At 63.6% G+C, this 17,566-nt stretch carries 14 protein-coding genes; 5 read left to right on the plus strand and 9 right to left on the minus strand.

Annotation, left to right across the window (positions count from 1 at the left end; genetic code table 11):
* Positions 1–38 precede the first annotated feature (38 nt).
* Positions 39–1,325 carry a hypothetical protein gene (locus RW112_RS02160; RefSeq protein ID WP_317780212.1) on the minus strand — a complete coding sequence of 429 codons (1,287 nt, stop codon included), beginning with the start codon at positions 1,323–1,325 and terminating at the stop codon, positions 39–41.
* 158 nt (positions 1,326–1,483) lie between these two features.
* On the opposite strand from RW112_RS02160, the gene RW112_RS02165 reads away from it, so the two are divergent.
* Together RW112_RS02165 and RW112_RS02170 are read left to right on the plus strand one after the other, a co-directional pair.
* Positions 1,484–2,371, plus strand: coding sequence for a glycosyltransferase family 2 protein (locus RW112_RS02165; protein WP_317780213.1), 888 nt, complete (start codon positions 1,484–1,486; stop codon positions 2,369–2,371).
* Between the two features lie 61 nt (positions 2,372–2,432).
* Positions 2,433–3,542 carry an NAD-dependent epimerase/dehydratase family protein gene (locus tag RW112_RS02170; protein WP_317780214.1) on the plus strand — a complete coding sequence of 370 codons (1,110 nt, stop codon included), beginning with the start codon at positions 2,433–2,435 and terminating at the stop codon, positions 3,540–3,542.
* A 149-nt stretch (positions 3,543–3,691) separates the two neighbouring features.
* Here the strand turns inward: RW112_RS02170 and RW112_RS02175 are convergent, their stop codons facing one another.
* The 5 genes from RW112_RS02175 to rfbB all read right to left on the minus strand — a co-directional run bounded on the left by RW112_RS02175 (position 3,692) and on the right by rfbB (position 8,512).
* A complete protein-coding gene (locus RW112_RS02175; RefSeq protein ID WP_317780215.1) occupies positions 3,692–4,810 on the minus strand; it encodes an acyltransferase in 1,119 nt (372 codons plus the stop codon).
* A 128-nt stretch (positions 4,811–4,938) separates the two neighbouring features.
* Positions 4,939–5,286 carry a DUF2304 domain-containing protein gene (locus RW112_RS02180; protein WP_214953084.1) on the minus strand — a complete coding sequence of 116 codons (348 nt, stop codon included), beginning with the start codon at positions 5,284–5,286 and terminating at the stop codon, positions 4,939–4,941.
* 31 nt (positions 5,287–5,317) lie between these two features.
* Positions 5,318–5,983 carry a glycosyltransferase family 2 protein gene (locus tag RW112_RS02185; RefSeq protein WP_305941557.1) on the minus strand — a complete coding sequence of 222 codons (666 nt, stop codon included), beginning with the start codon at positions 5,981–5,983 and terminating at the stop codon, positions 5,318–5,320.
* A gap of 120 nt (positions 5,984–6,103) precedes the next feature.
* Positions 6,104–7,510: a bifunctional dTDP-4-dehydrorhamnose 3,5-epimerase family protein/NAD(P)-dependent oxidoreductase gene (locus RW112_RS02190; protein ID WP_317780216.1), complete on the minus strand. Its 1,407-nt coding sequence runs from the start codon at positions 7,508–7,510 to the stop codon at positions 6,104–6,106.
* A gap of 3 nt (positions 7,511–7,513) precedes the next feature.
* On the minus strand, positions 7,514–8,512 hold the full coding sequence (gene rfbB, locus RW112_RS02195) for a dTDP-glucose 4,6-dehydratase (protein ID WP_317780217.1): 999 nt from the start codon (positions 8,510–8,512) through the stop codon (positions 7,514–7,516).
* A gap of 98 nt (positions 8,513–8,610) precedes the next feature.
* Here rfbB and rfbA point away from each other — a divergent pair, with 98 nt between their 5' ends.
* Together rfbA and RW112_RS02205 are read left to right on the plus strand one after the other, a co-directional pair.
* Positions 8,611–9,483 carry a glucose-1-phosphate thymidylyltransferase RfbA gene (rfbA, locus tag RW112_RS02200; protein WP_305941560.1) on the plus strand — a complete coding sequence of 291 codons (873 nt, stop codon included), beginning with the start codon at positions 8,611–8,613 and terminating at the stop codon, positions 9,481–9,483.
* 18 nt (positions 9,484–9,501) lie between these two features.
* Entirely contained in the window at positions 9,502–11,481 is a 1,980-nt protein-coding gene (locus RW112_RS02205) for a DUF6541 family protein (RefSeq protein ID WP_317780218.1), read from the plus strand.
* A 14-nt stretch (positions 11,482–11,495) separates the two neighbouring features.
* Here RW112_RS02205 and RW112_RS02210 read toward each other — a convergent pair whose 3' ends face one another.
* Positions 11,496–13,613, minus strand: a complete 2,118-nt coding sequence (locus tag RW112_RS02210) for an acyltransferase family protein (RefSeq protein WP_317780219.1) — start codon at positions 13,611–13,613, stop codon at positions 11,496–11,498.
* Between the two features lie 183 nt (positions 13,614–13,796).
* Here RW112_RS02210 and RW112_RS02215 point away from each other — a divergent pair, with 183 nt between their 5' ends.
* Complete coding sequence (locus RW112_RS02215; protein ID WP_317780220.1) at positions 13,797–14,930, plus strand: polysaccharide pyruvyl transferase family protein; 1,134 nt, start codon at positions 13,797–13,799, stop codon at positions 14,928–14,930.
* A 73-nt stretch (positions 14,931–15,003) separates the two neighbouring features.
* Here RW112_RS02215 and RW112_RS02220 read toward each other — a convergent pair whose 3' ends face one another.
* The gene (locus RW112_RS02220; protein ID WP_305941564.1) at positions 15,004–15,906 is read right to left on the minus strand and encodes a glycosyltransferase family 2 protein; all 903 of its coding nucleotides are present in this window, start codon (positions 15,904–15,906) and stop codon (positions 15,004–15,006) included.
* A complete protein-coding gene (locus RW112_RS02225; protein ID WP_317780221.1) occupies positions 15,903–17,528 on the minus strand; it encodes a glycosyltransferase in 1,626 nt (541 codons plus the stop codon). The genes RW112_RS02220 and RW112_RS02225 overlap by 4 nt, the downstream gene beginning before the upstream one ends.
* Between the last annotated feature and the right edge of the window lie 38 nt (positions 17,529–17,566).

The raw sequence follows: 17,566 nt of genomic DNA on the forward strand, positions 1-17,566 counted from the left end.
CCTCCCCCGCTGCCACAGGAGTAGGACCCGGCCGGCTCCTACGCCTGTGGCACAGCAGCGCGGCGTGACAACGCCACGGTGTGGATGCACACGCCCAGCAGCGGGCCCGTCAGCAGGGACAGGACGGCACGGAGGTCGGCGTCCAGGGGCAGCAGCAGGACCAGCAGGGTCAGGGCCCCTGCGCTCACCCAGCCGACAGAAGACACCCTGTGGCGGTTGAGTGCTACGCACATACCGCCAGTGAGTGTCAGAAGTGCCAGCACAGAGGCGGCGGCAGTCAATCCGGCGAGGACCCACGCCGCGACGTGGTACTCCGGGCCGAACAGCAGGACCATAAGCCAGGGTCCCAGGAAGTACGCCGCCAGGGCACCCACCAGGGCCACGCCGGCAATGGCGAGGGCGACCGGCCGCAACGCCCCAAGCCCCCGGTCCCTGTGACGGACGAAATGGGCGATGGCGACGCTCTGGAATGTTCCGAGCGGAACCATCAGCGGCGCCCTGGTCAGGAGGATCGCAAGAAGCAGCGGAGCCGACGCGAGGTAGACGTCCGCGGGAGTCGTAATCCTGTAAAGGATCGGGAAGCCGACAACGAGCGATGCGCTGGCAGCAGTCGATATGCTGGCGTGGCCCACTTTCCGCGCAAAGTCCCTGACGGGGACGGCCAGCGGCATGCTGAACGCTGACCGGAGCTGAGGGCTGAAGACCGCCATCAGCGCCCAGGCGAGGGCCCCTGCCGCCGCCGCGGCCGACAGCCCGGCAGTGGATCCCGCCAGCAGACCGACAGCGAGCACGAGGACCAGACGGAAAATGGACTCGGCGGCGACCAGTGCCGAGAAATTTCCCCAGAGCTGCCGGCCGCTGAGGACGCCTGCCAGTGCGGCATGGACCGAGAAAGCCACGCAGGCACCGGCGAGGACAAGAACCAGCACCGCCCAGTGCGGCCCGAGCACCGCGCGACCCCACAGCAGCGACGTCACCGCCAGGACAATTGCGACGCCGCCGGCGATTCCGAAGACCACCGCGAACAAAGGAACGGTCCGGCGCCGCTCAGTGCCGCCGCGGGGATGGGCGGCGGAGCCGGTCCCCGAGGCGGTTACGTACCGGATGATCTCTGTTTGCAGGCCGCCGAGAATACCGAACATCAGAAAGAGTGCGGACCAAAAGGCCAGGAACTCGGCGTTGTCGGCCTTGCTCAGGACCCGTGGCACAAACCAGATGACCAGGTACCCGGCAGCCGCAGAGGCGATTGACGCCAACCCGACGGAAGCTGCCTGGCGCGCAGCAATGGTCGACTTCTGCGGTGCCTTTCCTTCGGTGTGCGTCATCCGTTGAAGGCCGGGGCTGCAGGGGTCAATTGCCGGATAACGTGGGAGGTCATGGCAACATATTAGTGTCGGACACGGACAGGCACTCAATTGAAGCCGCCGCCCCGGCACCCGTGAACGAGCTCAGATGAGCTACGACAACCCGTGGAAGTTGGAAAATGCCGCTCGATATTTTTGTACCGTACTGGGGCGATCCTGCGCTGCTGAAGGAAACCGTTGCGAGCGTCTTTGCACAGACCAACGGAGACTGGGTACTTACCGTCATCGACGATTGCTACCCCGACCCCTCCGTCAAGGAATACTTCGCGACCATTGAGGATGAACGGGTCTCCTACCAGCGGAACGAATCCAACAAGGGCATTACCGAGAACTACCGCACCTGCGTTTCCCAGGCCACCCAGGACCTCATGGTGATCCTGGGCTGCGATGATGTACTGCTGCCCAACTACGTTGACGTCGTGCTGCAGGCCCACCGCGATTTCCCGGACGCCTCCGTGATTCAGCCCGGAGTCCAGGTCATCGATGAAACCGGGCGGGTTGTCCGGTCGCTCGCGGATTCCGTTAAGCGGAAGTTCGTGGGACCGAAAACCGACGCCACGACCGTCCTGGCCGGGGAATCCCTCGCGGTCAGCCTCTTGGGCGGCAACTGGCTGTACTGGCCTTCCCTCGCTTTCCGGACCGACGCAATCCGCAAGGTCAGCTTCCGCGACGGCCTGCCCATCGTGCAGGATCTGGCACTGGTCATGGACATTGTGCTGCAGGGCGGATCGCTGGTTCACGTTCCGACGCTGGCGTTCTCCTACCGCCGGCACTCCGCAAGTGCCTCGGCCGCGACGTTGACCGATGGAACCCGTTTCGCCGGCGACCGGGAGTACGCGCAAATTGCCGAGGACCTCTGCCGGGCCAAGGGCTGGAAGAAAGCCGCGGTGGCAGCCCGCGTCCGCTGGACCTCGCGCCTGCACGCCGTCACGCTCATGCCCGGTGCCCTGCTCTCCCGCAATCCGAAAGCCGTCAAGGCCACCTTCAGGCACGCCTTCGGTCACTGAACCCCGCCAGTCCTATGAGAAACTGGACCTTGCAGATGTCCGCCCCAGAAAGGCCCCACTAGTGACCTCCTCAACGTCATCAACAACGTCCCCTGCCAAACGAGGTACTGTCCTCGTAACGGGAGGCGCCGGGTTCATCGGATGCGCCATCTCCCCGGCCCTGGTTGCGGCGTTCGACCGAGTGGTAGCCGTGGACAGCCTGCACCCGCAGATCCACGCCACCCAGTCACGGCCGGAGGAACTCGATCCCGCTGTCGAGCTCATCGTTCGCGATATTACTGAGGCACAGACCTGGGACGACGTACTCCCGGACGTCGCGCCCGACGTCGTCATTCACCTTGCCGCCGAGACCGGAACCGGACAGTCGCTGGAGGAATCCACGCGCCACGCCATGGCCAACGTCGTGGGCACTACGCAGCTGCTGGACGGCCTGAACCGGAGCGGCAAGCTGCCGCACCGCATCGTCCTCACCAGCAGCCGGGCTGTCTATGGCGAAGGTGCCTGGAAGTCGGATGCGGACGGCACCCTCTTCTATCCCGGCCAGCGGTCGAATGAGATCCTGTCACGCGCACAGTGGGACTTCCCCGCCGCCCAGCCCGTTGCCATGTCCGCTGCGGTCGTGGCTCCCGCTCCGGTCAGCGTCTACGGCTCCACGAAGCTCGCGCAGGAGAACATCCTCGAGTCCTGGGCCAAGTCCTACGGGGTCGAAGCCGCCGTACTGCGCCTGCAGAACGTCTACGGCCCCGGCCAGTCCCTCATCAACCCCTACACGGGCATCATGTCCCTCTTCTGCCGGATGGCCAAAGCCGGGAAGTCCATCCCCCTGTACGAGGACGGCGAGGTACGCCGCGATTTCGTACTGATCGACGACGTCGCAGCCGCTGTTGTCGCAGCTGCTGTTGCTGAGGAGGCACATGATGGTGCCCTCGACATCGGCTCGGGAGAATTCCAGACCATCCGGACAGCCGCGGAAATCATCAGCCGCCATTACGGTGCCACGGAGCCGCACGTCACGGGCCAGTTCCGCCAGGGTGACGTCCGGCATGCATGGGCCGATGTGGAGCCTGCCAAGGCCGCGCTGCCGTGGGAACCCCGCTACGACCTGGAAGCCGGCATTGCGCGGCTTGCCGAATGGATCGACGGCCGTTTGCCGGCAGAAGCCAAGCTCTAGGCGTACTGCCCGCTAACGATTGACCGGCAGTAAACGAGGGCCTTCGGTCTGTTGGGTGACGACACTCACCCAACCAGACCGAAGGCCCTCACTTTTTGTTTTGTCTTTGCACGCGTTACCTCAGTACCGCGGTCACGGCACTGACCCTGCTAGCGCCGTCCGGCGGCGGTGATCCGGGCTTCAGCCGGCGTTTCAGCAGGCACAGAAACAGATTCCTTCGCCGCATCGGCGGGCGCCGCTGCGGGAACTGCAGACGGCGACGAAGCCTTCCGCCGCCGCCGGACCGCGCGCATAACGGGCCTCTCCACCAGCAGCCAGCTGAGCGTAGCAAGGACCAGGGTGCCTGCGGCGGACGCCAGGATGTAAACTGCCATGCCCCGGTTATGGACACCGTAGAGCGCCAGGAGCTGCTGCACGGGCCAGGCGTAAATGTAGAACCCGTAGGAGACATCGTGGACACGGATCAGCTTCGGCGAGGGCAGCACTGATGATACCCACAGCAAGCCATAGGCAATGAACGGCCCGGCAAGCTGGCCTCCCCACACTGGAACAGCGAAAATGCAAAGAGCAGCGGCCGCAAGGGATCCGATGCCGGCGGCCCAGTGGAGCCCTATCCACTTGGACACCGACTGAACCAGGGCTCCGCCGAGGAAGAACGGAAGCAACTTAGCCAGCAGCGAGAAGTCGGTGTCCTGCAGCAGGGGCATGATGGACGGCAGGTTAGCGTAAACTGCGACGCTTGCCCCGAAGGCCAGCGCGAGCGGCGCCGGTGAGCGGCGGACCCAGGCCAGCCCTCCGATTGCCGCGATGATCAAATAGCACAGGAACTCGTAGTAGAGGCTCCAGAGAGACCCGTTCCACGAGCCGGCAAAGGGAACGGTCGCCGGGGTGAAGGCCACATCGTAGTTCTTCATCTCCAGGAACAGATTGGAAAAGACGAACCGGAGCGGCGTGGTTTCCGTGGTCCAGTAACCGGTCAACGTGCCGTTCTGGCGGAAAAATCCGAGCGGAGCGAACACCAGGACCGTGACGGCGAGGCACGCCAGGAATGCGGGATAAATCCTGGCGACGCGGTGTACAAGGTACTCGCCGAGGCCGTTGGTAAAGCGGCTGCCGGTGATGAGGTAACCGCTGAGGGCAAAGAAGCCCGCTACGGCCCAGCCGCCCAGGTTTTCACCGCGAAAATGGGGCCCCTCCCCTGCTCCGGCCAAGTAAAAGCTGTGGGCAAAGAGCACCAAGGCAGCCAGGCCCAGCCGGATCATGTTCATGCTGTTGTTGCGCGGGTCCAGCGCCCTGCCCCACCGCGGCCCGGAAACCGGCTGCCCGGCCCGGCCAGTGGCACCGGAAGCGGCGGAAGGCTTTCGCGTGTCTGGCGATGTAGCGGAGGTCTCCTCCACTAGCTCAGCTGCCCTGGTTTCTCGGCTTCATCAATTGCGATGCGCCGCGAGAGCTTGGTGAGCGCGTTCTCTGCGTGGCGGAAGCGCTGGTAGGTCGTTGCCATGAAGACGAACAGGGACACTACTGCTCCGTAGAGCACCAGGTCGGTTCCTCGTCCGATGCCAAGGAACCCTGCAACCCGGGTAAGGGCCTCGGGAAAGAACACCGAGAGCGCCGCCACGACTGCGAAGATCATCAGCAGGATGCGGCGTACCGCCAGGTGCCGGGCGTTGGAACCGCCGCGCATCAGGGCGAGCGACACCACCATGACGGCAGCGACGAGGACAATTTGGACAATGATTAGCAATCCGACACCTTGGCTCGTTGAAAAACAGGGGCTATTTGAAGAACAGTTCGGCCACGATGTTGACCGAGTTCAGCAGGGACTGTCCCTTGGACTTGGAATAGTCCGTGTAGATGATTTCCACGGGGTGCTCCGCATACTTCGGCTTGAGCCTCGCCAGCTGGTTCACCAACTCGGAAGCGTGGGCCATCCGGTTCTGGGTGAGGTGGATGTTGGAGGCAACGCGGGGGTTGAAGGCGCGCAGCCCGTTGTGCGCATCCGTCAGGTTCATCCCCGTGGCAAGCCTGGACTGAATGGCAGCCGTTTTGAGAACGAGCCGCTTCGCGGGTGACAGCTTTGTGCGGTCGTCCAGGAAGCGGGAACCGAGGATGATTTCGGCCTCCCCCGATTTAACCCGTTCCACCATGGCCTTCGCGTCGTCAACCCGGTGCTGGCCGTCGGCGTCGAACGTTACGATGCATTCCAGTTCCGGATCCTGCAGGGCAAACTCGATGCCGGTCTGCAGGGCTGCACCCTGGCCCAGGTTGATGGGGTGCTGGACAACGACCGCGCCGGCTGCCCGAGCCTTCTCCTGCGATCCGTCCGTGCTGCCGTCATCAACGCAAACGACGTAGGGGAACTGCTTCCGCAGACCCTCGATGACCGAACCTACGACAGTAGCCTCGTTGTACATGGGGATGACGATCCAGGTGCGACTCACCAGTCAATTGTTGCATATGGCGTGCCTCAGGCTTGGCACCGGCGCCGGGGTCCGGCGCCGGCGCGACCGCCCGGAACACGACAATTCCGGCCCGGTCCCGGCCGCGCCGGCCGCGCCCGGCTAGCTCAAGTACTCTTTCAGCCTGCTCTGTGCGCTGGCAGGCTCAAAGCCTGTTGACCGTATTTTGGCCAGGTCCAGGACGCTGTTCAGGGGGCGGGGTGCGGCAAGCTTGCCTTTGAAGTATTCTTCGGTGCTGACGCCGGTGACGGCGGTCCGCGGCTTTCCGGAGAGCTCGTACACGTCCGCGGCGATGTCGGCCCAGGACTGAGGTTCGCCGTCGTTGCTCAGGTTGTACGTGCCGTAGGCGGCGCCGGACTCCAGGAGGTGACGGATCCCGGCCGCGATGTCTTCGGTGAAGCTGAGCCGGCCGATCTGGTCGTTGACCACGGACGGTTCGATGCCGCGGCCGGCGAGGGACGCCATGGTGCGGACGAAGTTGTTGCCTTCACCGATGACCCAGCTGGTCCGCACGATGTAGTGGCGGGGAACCACACTGACAACGGCGTCGCCGGCTGCCTTGGTCTGGCCGTACACACCCAGCGGGGTGAACGGTTCGGTCTCGTCGTGGCTCTCGTGGACGCCGTCAAATACGTAGTCCGAGGACACGTGCACCAGGGTGAGGTCATGTTCGACGGCGGTACGGGCCAGCCGTGAGACGGCGGCGACGTTCACGGCCCAGGCCGCTGCCCGGCCTTCCGCGGTTTCCGCCGTGTCGACGGCGGTGTAGGCCGCGGCGTTGACGATCGTTGAGTAGTTTTTCCAGTTGCGCTCCGTGAAGGCGCTTTCGCTGCCGAGGTCGAAGCCGGCGCGGCCGGCGAACTCAACGGTTGCGTCGCCGTCGTACAGTTCCCGCAGTGCCTTGCCCAGCTGGCCGTCGGCGCCGACCACGAGGACTTTCTTCGCCGGCATGGGCACGACGTCCGCGAGGCGGGGGTGGGCCTTGTCCTTGTCGGAGAGCTCGGCCTCGTCCAGCGGGACGGGCCAGGAGATGGCCGCGGTTTCGTCGGCGAGATTCAGGAAGGTGTACTGGCCCTGGGCGTCCGCGGACCAGTGGTCGTTGACGAGGTAGGTGTAGGCCGTGTTGTCTTCCAGGGTCTGGAAGGCGTTGCCCACACCGCGGGGAATGAAGATTGCCTGGCTGGGGTCCAGTTCCGCGGTGAACACGGCGCCGAAGGACGGGCCCTCGCGCAGGTCCACCCAGGCGCCGAAGATCCGGCCGGTCGCCACCGAGATGAACTTGTCCCACGGCTCGGCGTGGATGCCGCGGGTGGTGCCTGCTTTTTCGTTGAACGAGATGTTGTTCTGCACCGGGCGGAAGTCCGGCAGCCCGAGGGCCACCATTTTCTCCCGCTGCCAGTTTTCCTTGAACCAGCCACGGTTGTCACCGTGGACCGGCAGGTCATAAAGGACGACGCCGGGAATCGGGGTTTCGTGCGCGGTCAGCTTCTTGGAGAACTCGATTGACATCGTCTACTGGCCCTGTTCCTTGTATTTGGCTTCGGTCCGGGCTTTTTGCGGGCGCCACCAGTTTTCGTTGTCGCGGTACCAGGCGATGGTGTCTTCGATGCCGGCGTCGAAGTTGGAGAATTTCGGTTCCCAGCCGAGCTCGGTGCGGAGCTTGGCGGAGTCGATGGCGTAGCGCAGGTCGTGGCCGGGCCGGTCCACGACGTGGTCGTACGCGTCCCGGGGCTGGCCCATGTGCTCGAGGATCAGCTCGACGACGTCCTTGTTGTTCTTCTCGCCGTCGGCGCCGATCAGGTAGGTCTCGCCGATGATGCCCTTGTCGATGATTGCCAGCACGGCCGAGGAGTGGTCGTTGGCGTGGATCCAGTCGCGGACGTTCTCGCCCTTGCCGTAGAGCTTGGGACGGATCCCGTCGATCACATTGGTGATCTGGCGCGGGATGAACTTCTCCACGTGCTGGTACGGGCCGTAATTGTTGGAGCAGTTGCTGATGGTGGCCTGCAGCCCGAAGGACCGCACCCAGGCCCGGACCAGCAGGTCGGAACCGGCCTTGGTGGAGGAGTACGGGCTGGAGGGGTTGTACGGGGTGGACTCGCTGAACCGTTCCGGGTCATCGAGTTCCAGGTCGCCGTAAACCTCGTCGGTGGAGATGTGGTGGAAACGCTTGTTGTGCGTCCGGGCGGCTTCGATCAGCGTGTAGGTGCCGATGATGTTCGTGTCCAGGAACGGGCGCGGGTCATGCAGGGAGTTATCGTTATGCGATTCGGCGGCGTAGTGCACCACAACGTCCGCGTCGGCCACGAGCGTGTCCACCAGGGCGGCGTCGCAGATATCACCCTGTACGAAGCGGAAGCGGTCCTCCGGGAGCCCCCTCAGGGATTCCAGGTTCCCTGCATACGTCAGCTTGTCCAGGACAGTGACGTGATCCTCGGTGTTCTCCAGAACGTAGTGGACAAAATTCGAACCGATGAAGCCGGCACCGCCGGTGACAAGGAGTTTCTGCATTCAGCCAGCTTAGCGCGGCACGCACCGCGACTTTCAGCGCCGGGCCTCCAGGTCTTACTGGTTTGCTGGCCGTGACAATGCACGCAATGATAGAGCCCATGCGTGGAATCATCTTGGCTGGCGGCACAGGCTCGCGGCTGCACCCGATCACTCTTGGCTCGAGCAAGCAACTTGTGCCTGTCTACGACAAGCCCATGATTTACTACCCGCTGTCCACCCTAATCCTGGCCGGCATCCGGGACATCCTGATTATCACCACGCCCCACGACGCCGATCAGTTCCAGCGCCTGCTCGGCAACGGCTGGCAATTCGGCGTCAATATTACGTACAAGCAGCAGCCGAGCCCGGACGGCCTCGCGCAGGCATTTGTCCTCGGGGAAGAACACATCGGCAACGAACCGGTGGCACTGGTGCTTGGCGACAACATCTTCTACGGCCAAGGCATGGGCACCCAGCTCCGCCGCTTCAAGGACATCCAGGGCGGTGCAGTGTTCGGCTACTGGGTCTCGGACCCGACCGCCTACGGCGTCGTGGAGTTCGACGCCGACGGCCAGGCGATCTCCCTGGAAGAGAAACCGGAAAAGCCGCGCAGCCACTACGCCGTTCCCGGACTGTACTTCTATGACAACGACGTCATCGACATAGCGAAGAACCTCAAGCCCTCCCCCCGCGGCGAACTCGAGATCACGGACGTCAACCGTACCTATCTGGAGCGCGGTCAGCTGAAGGTTGAAATCCTTCCCCGCGGCACGGCGTGGCTTGACACCGGCACGTTCGACTCCCTCAACGATGCGTCGAACTTCATCCGCACGGTGGAGCACCGTCAGGGCCTGAAAATTGGCGCACCGGAAGAGATCGCTTGGCGGCTTGGATTCCTCAGCGACGAGGAACTGCGCGAACGCGCCGAGCCCCTGGTCAAGAGCGGCTACGGATCTTACCTGCTGGAGCTCCTCCGCAGCGCAAACAACTAAGAACAGGTATATCCCTACATGTCCTGGTGGAACACCCTGCCCGCATTTGCCGTCGCTCTCCTCATCACTTTCGGCCCAGGCGGGGTGCTCGCCTACTTCATGGGTGCCCGGAGGCTTCCCCTGCTCTGCCTCGCGCCCCTGCTCACCATCGGCATCGTCGGCGTGGCCGGCATCGCAGCCGGCGCTGTTGGCCTCCGCTGGAACCTCACGCCGTTGCTGCTGACGACGGCGGGTGCCTCCGCGGCAGCGTGGGCACTTCGGCGGTTTGTATTGAAAGCGGAGTCTTCCGCCCGGCAGCCGGCACCTTTCCTCGCCTGGGCGGGAGCCGCCACAGGCATGGCCCTCGGCGGAGTCCTGACCGCACGGAGGCTCACGGAGGTCATCGGCAGCCCGGAAAACTTCGCGCAGCGCTTCGACAACGTGTTTCACCTCAATGCCATCCGCTACATCATCGAGACCGGCAACGCGTCCTCCCTGACGTTGGGCGGCATGGCCGGAGGTGAAGGCGGAGGCGCGATCTACCCCTCCGCCTGGCACTCCGTCGCAGCCCTGATAGCCCAGCTTTCCGCCTCGGACGTGGTTGTTGCTGAAAACGTCTTCAACATCACCATCGGCGCGGTGATCTGGCCGGCCGCGCTGATCCTGCTGGTGCACCAGATCGTCGGCCCCCGGCCCGTTGCACTGGCCCTCACAGGTGTCTTCGCCGCGGGCTTCACGGCATTCCCGATCTCGATCATGGACTTCGGCCCCCTGTACCCGAACATCCTGTCCTACGCGCTGCTGCCGGCGGCCCTGGCAGTCGTCATTGGTCTGTGCCGGCTTGGGTTCGATAGCCATGGAGACCGGACGATGTTGTGGATGGCCCTCACCGTGGCCGTCCCGGCGCTTGCCCTGTCACAGACTAACGGCCTCCTGTCCCTGGTGGCATTCTCGCTTCCCCTGGGCCTGTGGGTCGCGGGCCGCGAGTTGCTGAGCCTCCGCGGCCGCTCGTTCCGTCCCTTGCAGCCGCTGGTCATCATCGGTGCGGCCCTCGCCGGGTTGTTGGTGTTTGCACTGGTGTGGCGTCTATTGCGCCCCCTCGTGGAATACGACGGATGGGCGCCGTTCACGGGCCTGACCGGCGCGGTGGGCGAAGTCATCTTGAACGCACCCATTGGCCGGCCCGTCGCGTGGGCACTCTCCATCCTCGCCCTCCTCGGCCTTCAACAGGTCCTTCGGAAAACCAGCGACCTCTGGATTCTCCTGTGCTGGCTGGTGCCAGTGGTCCTCTACGTCACCACCGCCTCCACGCCAAAGGGCTTCTGGCGGATGCTGCTCACAGGCGGCTGGTACCAGGACAGCTACCGCCTTGCAGCCCTCCTGCCCATCTTCACCGTGGTCCTCGCGGCCATTGGCAGCTTGTTCCTCTGGGACCTGCTCAAAACCCCGGTGACCAAGGCCGCCGCCCGGGCCGGAGGGGCGTTGAGCCGCAAGTTCCCGGCAGGGGCCCCCGCCGGGTTGGCGGCAGTCTTTATTCTGGCTGCAGTGGTCACAACGCAGAGCGGAACCATGCGCGGAATCACGGAGGAGGCGTCACGGGCATACGTTTTGGACGGCTCGTCGCCGATCGTCAACTCCGACGAGCTGGCCGTGATCAACCGTCTGCCGCAGACTGTTCCCGACGACGCAACCATTGCAGTGAACCCTTGGAATGGAGGTTCGCTGGCCTATGCACTCACGGGCCGCAAAGTGAGCACGTACCATATGTTCTCCACCGACGACCCCGAACTTGCGGCCATCAACCAGGACATCGGCGAGGCTCTCCCGGGTTCCACCGTGTGCTCGATTGCCAAAGCACGGAACGTCGACTACATCCTCGACTTCGGATCCACCTACCTGGCCAACGCAGCGGCGGCCCAGGGCTTCACGGGCGTCGTGGATGTCAAGGCTTCACCGTCGGTGAAGGTTGTTGACAGCCAGGGGGACGCCAGGCTGCTGGAAGTCGTCTCCTGCGGCTAAGCCGCTGAAGACACCTAGAGCCGCGCTTCGATCATCGGCCCCAGAAGCCGGCTGAATTCGACATTCAGGTGGTTGACGTCGAAATACACCACAACTCCCCCAACAACGCTGTAACACCGGCTCTTGTCGCAAAAATAATCAGTCAGGTCAACGAGCTTCAACCGAGGATCCTTGTTGGCGTGGGCCGCATAGACCATGGGGTCCAGAGGAGCAGCCTCGGACCGGTCAACGGCGCACCGGGCGGGGTCTTCCACGTTGAGGAGGGCACAGTCCGGAGTGCGGACATCGACGTTGTAGGGCGGATCTGCCAGGACCACCACAGTGCTGCCAGCTGAGGTCCAAGCCTTCCAGTACTTGCCGAAACCCTCGGCGTACTGTTCGTTTTGGGACCGCCCCGAGCCGTCCTCGACTCGCTCCCTGCGTGCAAAGGCGGACGTGAAGACGTAGGCGGGCTTGTCGGCAGCCACGGCCTCAGAAACCGCTTGTCCCCACGACCTGCAATTATTGACGCTGGCCTGGTCCGCCACTGAGGCATAGAAACCCGCATACGTCACCGCAGCCGGCGGGCATCCGCCCAGGAAGCTGATTTTCAGCATCCACTTTTTCCGTTTGGCCAGGTCGAACAGGGGCGCCTGCCACTGTTGGGCGTGGGAGTCACCCACAAGCCAGACAGTCGGGGCGTCCGGTGCCCCGCCGCTGAAGTCGCAGAACCGTGTGGTCTTCTTGTCCCCTGCCATCAGGATGTCCAGGTTGTCTGTGCATTCGGAGGCCGTCTTGTGGTAAGCGTTAGCATCGCTCATGGTCGGCACAAAAGCCGGCCCGAACCTGTCACCGCACTTGGCGGCGTGGTCCATGGCACGCGGACCGTAGCAGACGGACGTCTTCTGGTTGAGCATGATTTGTTCTGCTTCTGCCACGCGCGCTTGCTGTCCCAGATACACCCCGCCCGTGCCGGCAGCTATCACGGCCATTCCCAGCACCATGGCCACAACGGTCTTCATGGCCGGCCGGGACGTCGGCCGGAACTGCAGCCCCTTGTCCTCAACCCATATTTTGGTAACCCACGCCAGGGGAACTGCCGCCGCCAACAGGATGAGCTTGTCGGAGGTACGGAGTTCCGCGTCGATCAGGAACGGACCGACGACTATCAGGGGCCAGTGCCAGAGGTAGAGCGAGTAGGAGATATTTCCAAGAAACTGCACTGGCCGCAGCGAAGTCAGCCGGCTGTGCCACATGGCGTGGCCCGGCGTTCCGCCGGCAATGACCATGGCGGTAGCTATGACGGGCAGCAGCGCGGCAGTGCCCGGGAACGGTGTGGAAGCGTCAAAGAGCACGGCACTGGCAATCAGGCCGCCGAACCCCAGGAGTGCGAGTACATTTGCGACGACGGCGGGGAATTTGAGCCTGTTGACCATCAGGGCCAGCCCGGCACCAACGCCGAATTCCCAGAGCCGTACATGCGTGTAAAAGTAGGCCTCGTGGTGACCTGCGCCGGCAAGGAAGGCGGAGAAGGCGAACGATCCGGCGGCTGCCACGGCGATACCCGCAGCAACGACAACCCGGGGACGGACCCCTAAGCGCGCGGCGAGCGTTACCAGGCCTACCATCAGCAGGGGCCAGAGCAGGTAGAACTGTTCTTCCACGGACAGCGACCAGTAATGCTGCGCCACAGTGGCGGATGCGGTTGATGCGGAATAGTCAACGGCGTTGGCCGCCAGCACCCAGTTCTCCGCATAGAGCGCACTGGCCAGGACCTGCTGGGCGGTGTCCGTCCATCTGGAGTACGGAAGGATCATCACGGCCGCAAAGAGGGACACGCCGAGTACTGTGAACGCCGCCGGCAGCAGCCGCCGGATGCGCCTGGAGTAGAACGCCGCCAGGCGCAGCTTTCCTGTCGCAAAGATTTCCTTCGACAGGTGGGACGTAATGAGGAAACCGGAAATGACGAAGAACACGTCAACGCCCACATAGCCGCCGGTGAGCTTATTGGGCCAGAGATGGCTCAAGACCACCAGCCCCACAGCAATGGCGCGGAGGGCCTGGATATCGGCGCGAAATCCGGTTTTCGTTCCGGATGCAGGCCCGGGTCGGCGTTCGCGCTGCCGGAACTCCGCCCCTTGCCCCAACGGCATCGTTCGACTAGTCGACAAACCCACCCAACTCCTCAGACTTTCGCATTTGTGGGTCGCGTAGAGCCGGGCCCATGGTAGCTTATGCCATGGTCAGCTACCGGCCCAAGTTGGCGGCCGCCAGGATGCCTTATTACAAGCTGCATCAATTGGGTTGGCGCCAAAGGAAAGTGTTAACCTTGGCCGATGACTGAGAACCTCTATCTCGTTGCCTCCGGTGGAAATCCGAACTATGGCGATGAGCTGATCGTTGCTGCGTGGCTGCGGTTCCTGGCCCGCATCCGGCCTGACGCCGCCGTCTGGCTGGACTGCCCGCAGCCGGGTACGGCAAGCGCCCTTTTTGCCGGAATCCATCCCGGGTTCCGCGCCACGAATACGCTCTGGCGGGCCTGCGCCGAGGCTCCGGATCAGTCTGCCCAGGGCGTCTGGGAGCATGTGGCCAATATTGTTGCCAATGGCGGCACCCCCATGTACGACGTCGGCCTGATGGTGTTGGGCCAGGCCGACTCAATCCACCTTCTGGGCGGCGGCTATGTCAATGGTGTCTGGCCGGACCACGTGGGACTCGTCGCGGGCATGGCGGCCGCGCGCAAGCTGAACGGCTGCCGGCTGTTGGGGTCCGGGCTCGGCCTGATGCCGCTGCCTGAGAACGCCGAACTATTGGCGAAAACCTTCGCGGACTTCTCGGCGGTCAGTGTCCGTGACGACGCCAGCGCGGAATTCCTCGGCCTCGAAACGGGCCTGGATGATGTCTTCCTGGGCCTGCTCCATGAGCTGCGCCGGAGTGCGGAATCCGAGCGTGTCCAGTCCAGAGCCAAGGATGTGATGTTGTGCATCCAGAGCGACATGACCGATGAACCGACGTTCTCCCGGCTCAGGGACAAGCTGCGGGTGGTTGTCGAAAACTCCCTGGCAAAAGGACTCTCGGTGGGCTACGTGGAGGCGATCCCGGGATCGGACCGTCGAATGTTCGATGCCCTTGAAGGACTCATTCCGGAGGAGAACTTCACCCCGTTCACACAGGTGTGGGGTGAAGGCTTGCCGGTCCGCCGGGGACAGCAGTGGTACACCTCCAGGTTCCATCCGCACATGGTTGCGGCCGCCGCGGGCGCCAAGGGCGTCGCCATCGGCATCCTTGATGACTACTACGACATCAAGCACCGCTCGCTGCTGGAACTCGGCTCGGGTTGGACCTACGCCGCCGCAGGCAGCGACGCGGAATTCCCGGAAGCAACCGGCTCGGCCGGCTTTGAAGCTGCTGCGACCCGGTTGGCGGGCAGCAAGAGGACCGAAGCGCTGGCTTTGTATCCGGTCCGCTAGGTCCGGTCCGCTAGGCCGGTAAATCGACAAAAGGGGGCCCGCCCGGGCCCCCTTTTGTTATGCCGTTGACGCCTCAGCGGACGCTTCGGGCCATTTTCGGCTTGGGATCAAACTTCAGACCGGCCAGGATCTGTTTTGCCACCCGAAGCTGCAAACGCCGCCCCACGCCGCCCTTGACCATCCAGGCATACGTTGTGGCCACAAACTGCACCCACGCAAGTTTGTCGTCGTGGTGCCAGCGGTATGACGATTCGTTCCGCGCTCCGTAGAGGAATTTCCAGGCGTTGCCGGGATTCAGATCCCCGAAGTTCACGCCGCGGTTTGTAGGCATATCGTGGGTTACCACGCTGTCGAGGATCTGGACGCCGGGTCCGTCAGCGCTGATCCGGAGCGTGTACTCCATGTCGTCGAACCAGATGAAGTATTCAACCAGCGGCAGGCCATATTTCGCGATGGAACGGCGCGGAATGAGAACCGAAACGAATGAACAGTTGGTGATCAGTACCGCACGCTGGCCTTTGGCGATCAGGCGCCCCCAGTCCCACGTGGCGCCGGCGTTGTTCATCTCGCAAATCGAGCCGTCTGTGTAGCGGACGAGGGAGCAGCTGTAAGGTACGTTGCGTCCGAGTTCCTGTTCAGCATCTGCGTGGCCTGCAAGAAGCTTCTCCAAGGCGTTTTCCTCGGTGTAGCAGTCGTCGTCCATGATCCATACCCAGTCGGCGCCGCGCTCGTAAGCGCGCTCCATGCCGGCAGCAAAACCCCCTGCACCGCCCGTGTTGGAATCCAGGCGGACAACCTCCACCCGCGGATCGTCTTCGTAAACTGCCAGGAGTTGTGGCGTGGAGTCCGTGCTGGCGTTGTCGATGACAATCAGCCGGTCAACGGACCGGGACTGGGCGAGGATCGAGTCGAGAACCCTCCCGAGCTTGTCAACACGGTTGTAGGTGACAACTACGGCTGCGACCTGGTCGGTCATGCTTTCCATCCTTCGTAAAGTTCTGTGGTCCATTCCCGTGCTTCCGGGAGTTCCTTCAGGGCGGCGATCTTTTGCCTTTGCTCTTCAACGATCAGTTCGCGCAGCTCCTCCGATGCCATGATCTCCTTGGTGCGCTCAACAGCTTCCTTGATAAAGGCCAGGGGCTGTCTGGGAACGAGCAGCTTGTCGGACACGAGCGACGCCTGCGATCCAACGTCGGTGGACAGGACCGCGACGTCCCGGGCTGTCGCCTCAAAGGTCGTCAGGGTGAGTCCCTCATTGTCCGAAGAAATCACCAGCAGGTCCGACTCAGCCAGGGTGTCATCCACGGAACGCGGCGGCTGACGCAGCTCAAGGCAGTCCGACAGGCCATACTTCGAAACGAGCCTCGACGTCTCTTCAGCCAGGGCACCTGATCCATGCAGGATGAACTTCACCTCCTGGTCCGTGGAGCGCCGAAGCTGGGCGGCGTAGCGGAGGAAGAGGTACGGGCGCTTCTGCTGGCTGAGGCGCCCGACGAAGGACACCGTAAAGGGACGTCCAGGGGCTTTTTCAACCTGTTCCGCAGTCCCTGCCTCGCTCAGGCCGTACAGCGGAGCGAGGGCCACCCGTTCCTTCGGTACATCCCGCTGCAGGACCATGTAGTCCCTCAGCTGTGGCGAGATGACATGGTGCATGTCGATGGCATTGGACAGTTTGACGGCCACTTCGACGAAGCCGCCGGTCCTCCATTCAATGACGTGGAGCGAGTCGGCTGTCCGGATCCTTGGATCCATGGCTTTGAACCACGCAAGGCGGTGGTAAAGCCAGCCGTTGTGGTGGACATGGATGCCGTGAACAGAGAACTTCGTCAGCAATGCCAGCAGGAGTTCCGATTCCTCCTCGTCCGAAATGGGGAGCGTCAGCGGCAGGACCAAGGCGCCGTCCAGTTCGGGGCGCACGATCCACGGGTGGGCTGACTCGCGGTCGGTCAGCACGATGGGCAGGAAGCCGGCCTCACGTGCGAGGGCGATGGTTTCGATGGCCCATCGTTCTGCCCCGCCCATCTCCAGCCAGTGCAACCCGAAGATAATGGCAGGCTCGCCGTGCTCGGACGGGCTGCGCGGCGGTGCAGTGGATTCGATCGGGGCCATCCGCGGAGGCCGGCGGTTCGGAGTGACGCGCTTTTCGTAGTAGTCGGTCAGTCCCTGGCGCAGGGCGTCGAAGGCGATCGGCGCTCCAAATCGGGCCCGGCGAAGGATTTTAGCTTTGCGGCCGGGACGGTCATAGTAGGTCGCTCCCCCTTCTGCTCGCTCTCCGCCCAGATCGAGCACGAGGGGAACGAGGGCCGGGTCTGCGGATGCTGTTGCCGGAACCGTGCTCCTGACTCCCACGGTGCACACCACTGTCCGGTTCGGCTCCCACTCGTGGCGGTGGCAGGCATAGCCTGTCAGGCGCGGAAACTCGCCGTCCGGGGCACGGAGGACGATGACCTTGAATTCACGGCCAGGCTGGATCAGTGAGTGGTAGTTCAACCCGCCAACAAGCAGGCCGAGTTCCCGATCGGAAAGTCGACCCTCTCCGCCTGCCAGACCTGAACCGCCGTCGTCTACAACTTCGAAGAGCTTACGGGCCCTACTCATCTAAACTCCCTACTGCAATCGTGTTCATATGCGTCAGC

Origin of the sequence: Arthrobacter sp. B10-11, from assembly GCF_033142195.1 — a bacterium.
GTDB classification, from domain to species: domain Bacteria; phylum Actinomycetota; class Actinomycetes; order Actinomycetales; family Micrococcaceae; genus Arthrobacter; species Arthrobacter oryzae_C.

Coding starts and splice junctions, on each gene's coding strand:
- RW112_RS02160 (WP_317780212.1), bottom strand. CDS start 1,325: ATGACGCACACCGAAGGAAAGGCACCGCAGAAGTCGACCATTGCTGCG.
- RW112_RS02165 (WP_317780213.1), top strand. CDS start 1,484: ATGCCGCTCGATATTTTTGTACCGTACTGGGGCGATCCTGCGCTGCTG.
- RW112_RS02175 (WP_317780215.1), bottom strand. CDS start 4,810: ATGAACATGATCCGGCTGGGCCTGGCTGCCTTGGTGCTCTTTGCCCAC.
- RW112_RS02190 (WP_317780216.1), bottom strand. CDS start 7,510: ATGTCAATCGAGTTCTCCAAGAAGCTGACCGCGCACGAAACCCCGATT.
- rfbB (WP_317780217.1), bottom strand. CDS start 8,512: ATGCAGAAACTCCTTGTCACCGGCGGTGCCGGCTTCATCGGTTCGAAT.
- rfbA (WP_305941560.1), top strand. CDS start 8,611: ATGCGTGGAATCATCTTGGCTGGCGGCACAGGCTCGCGGCTGCACCCG.
- RW112_RS02205 (WP_317780218.1), top strand. CDS start 9,502: ATGTCCTGGTGGAACACCCTGCCCGCATTTGCCGTCGCTCTCCTCATC.
- RW112_RS02210 (WP_317780219.1), bottom strand. CDS start 13,613: ATGCCGTTGGGGCAAGGGGCGGAGTTCCGGCAGCGCGAACGCCGACCC.
- RW112_RS02215 (WP_317780220.1), top strand. CDS start 13,797: ATGACTGAGAACCTCTATCTCGTTGCCTCCGGTGGAAATCCGAACTAT.
- RW112_RS02220 (WP_305941564.1), bottom strand. CDS start 15,906: ATGACCGACCAGGTCGCAGCCGTAGTTGTCACCTACAACCGTGTTGAC.
- RW112_RS02225 (WP_317780221.1), bottom strand. CDS start 17,528: ATGAGTAGGGCCCGTAAGCTCTTCGAAGTTGTAGACGACGGCGGTTCA.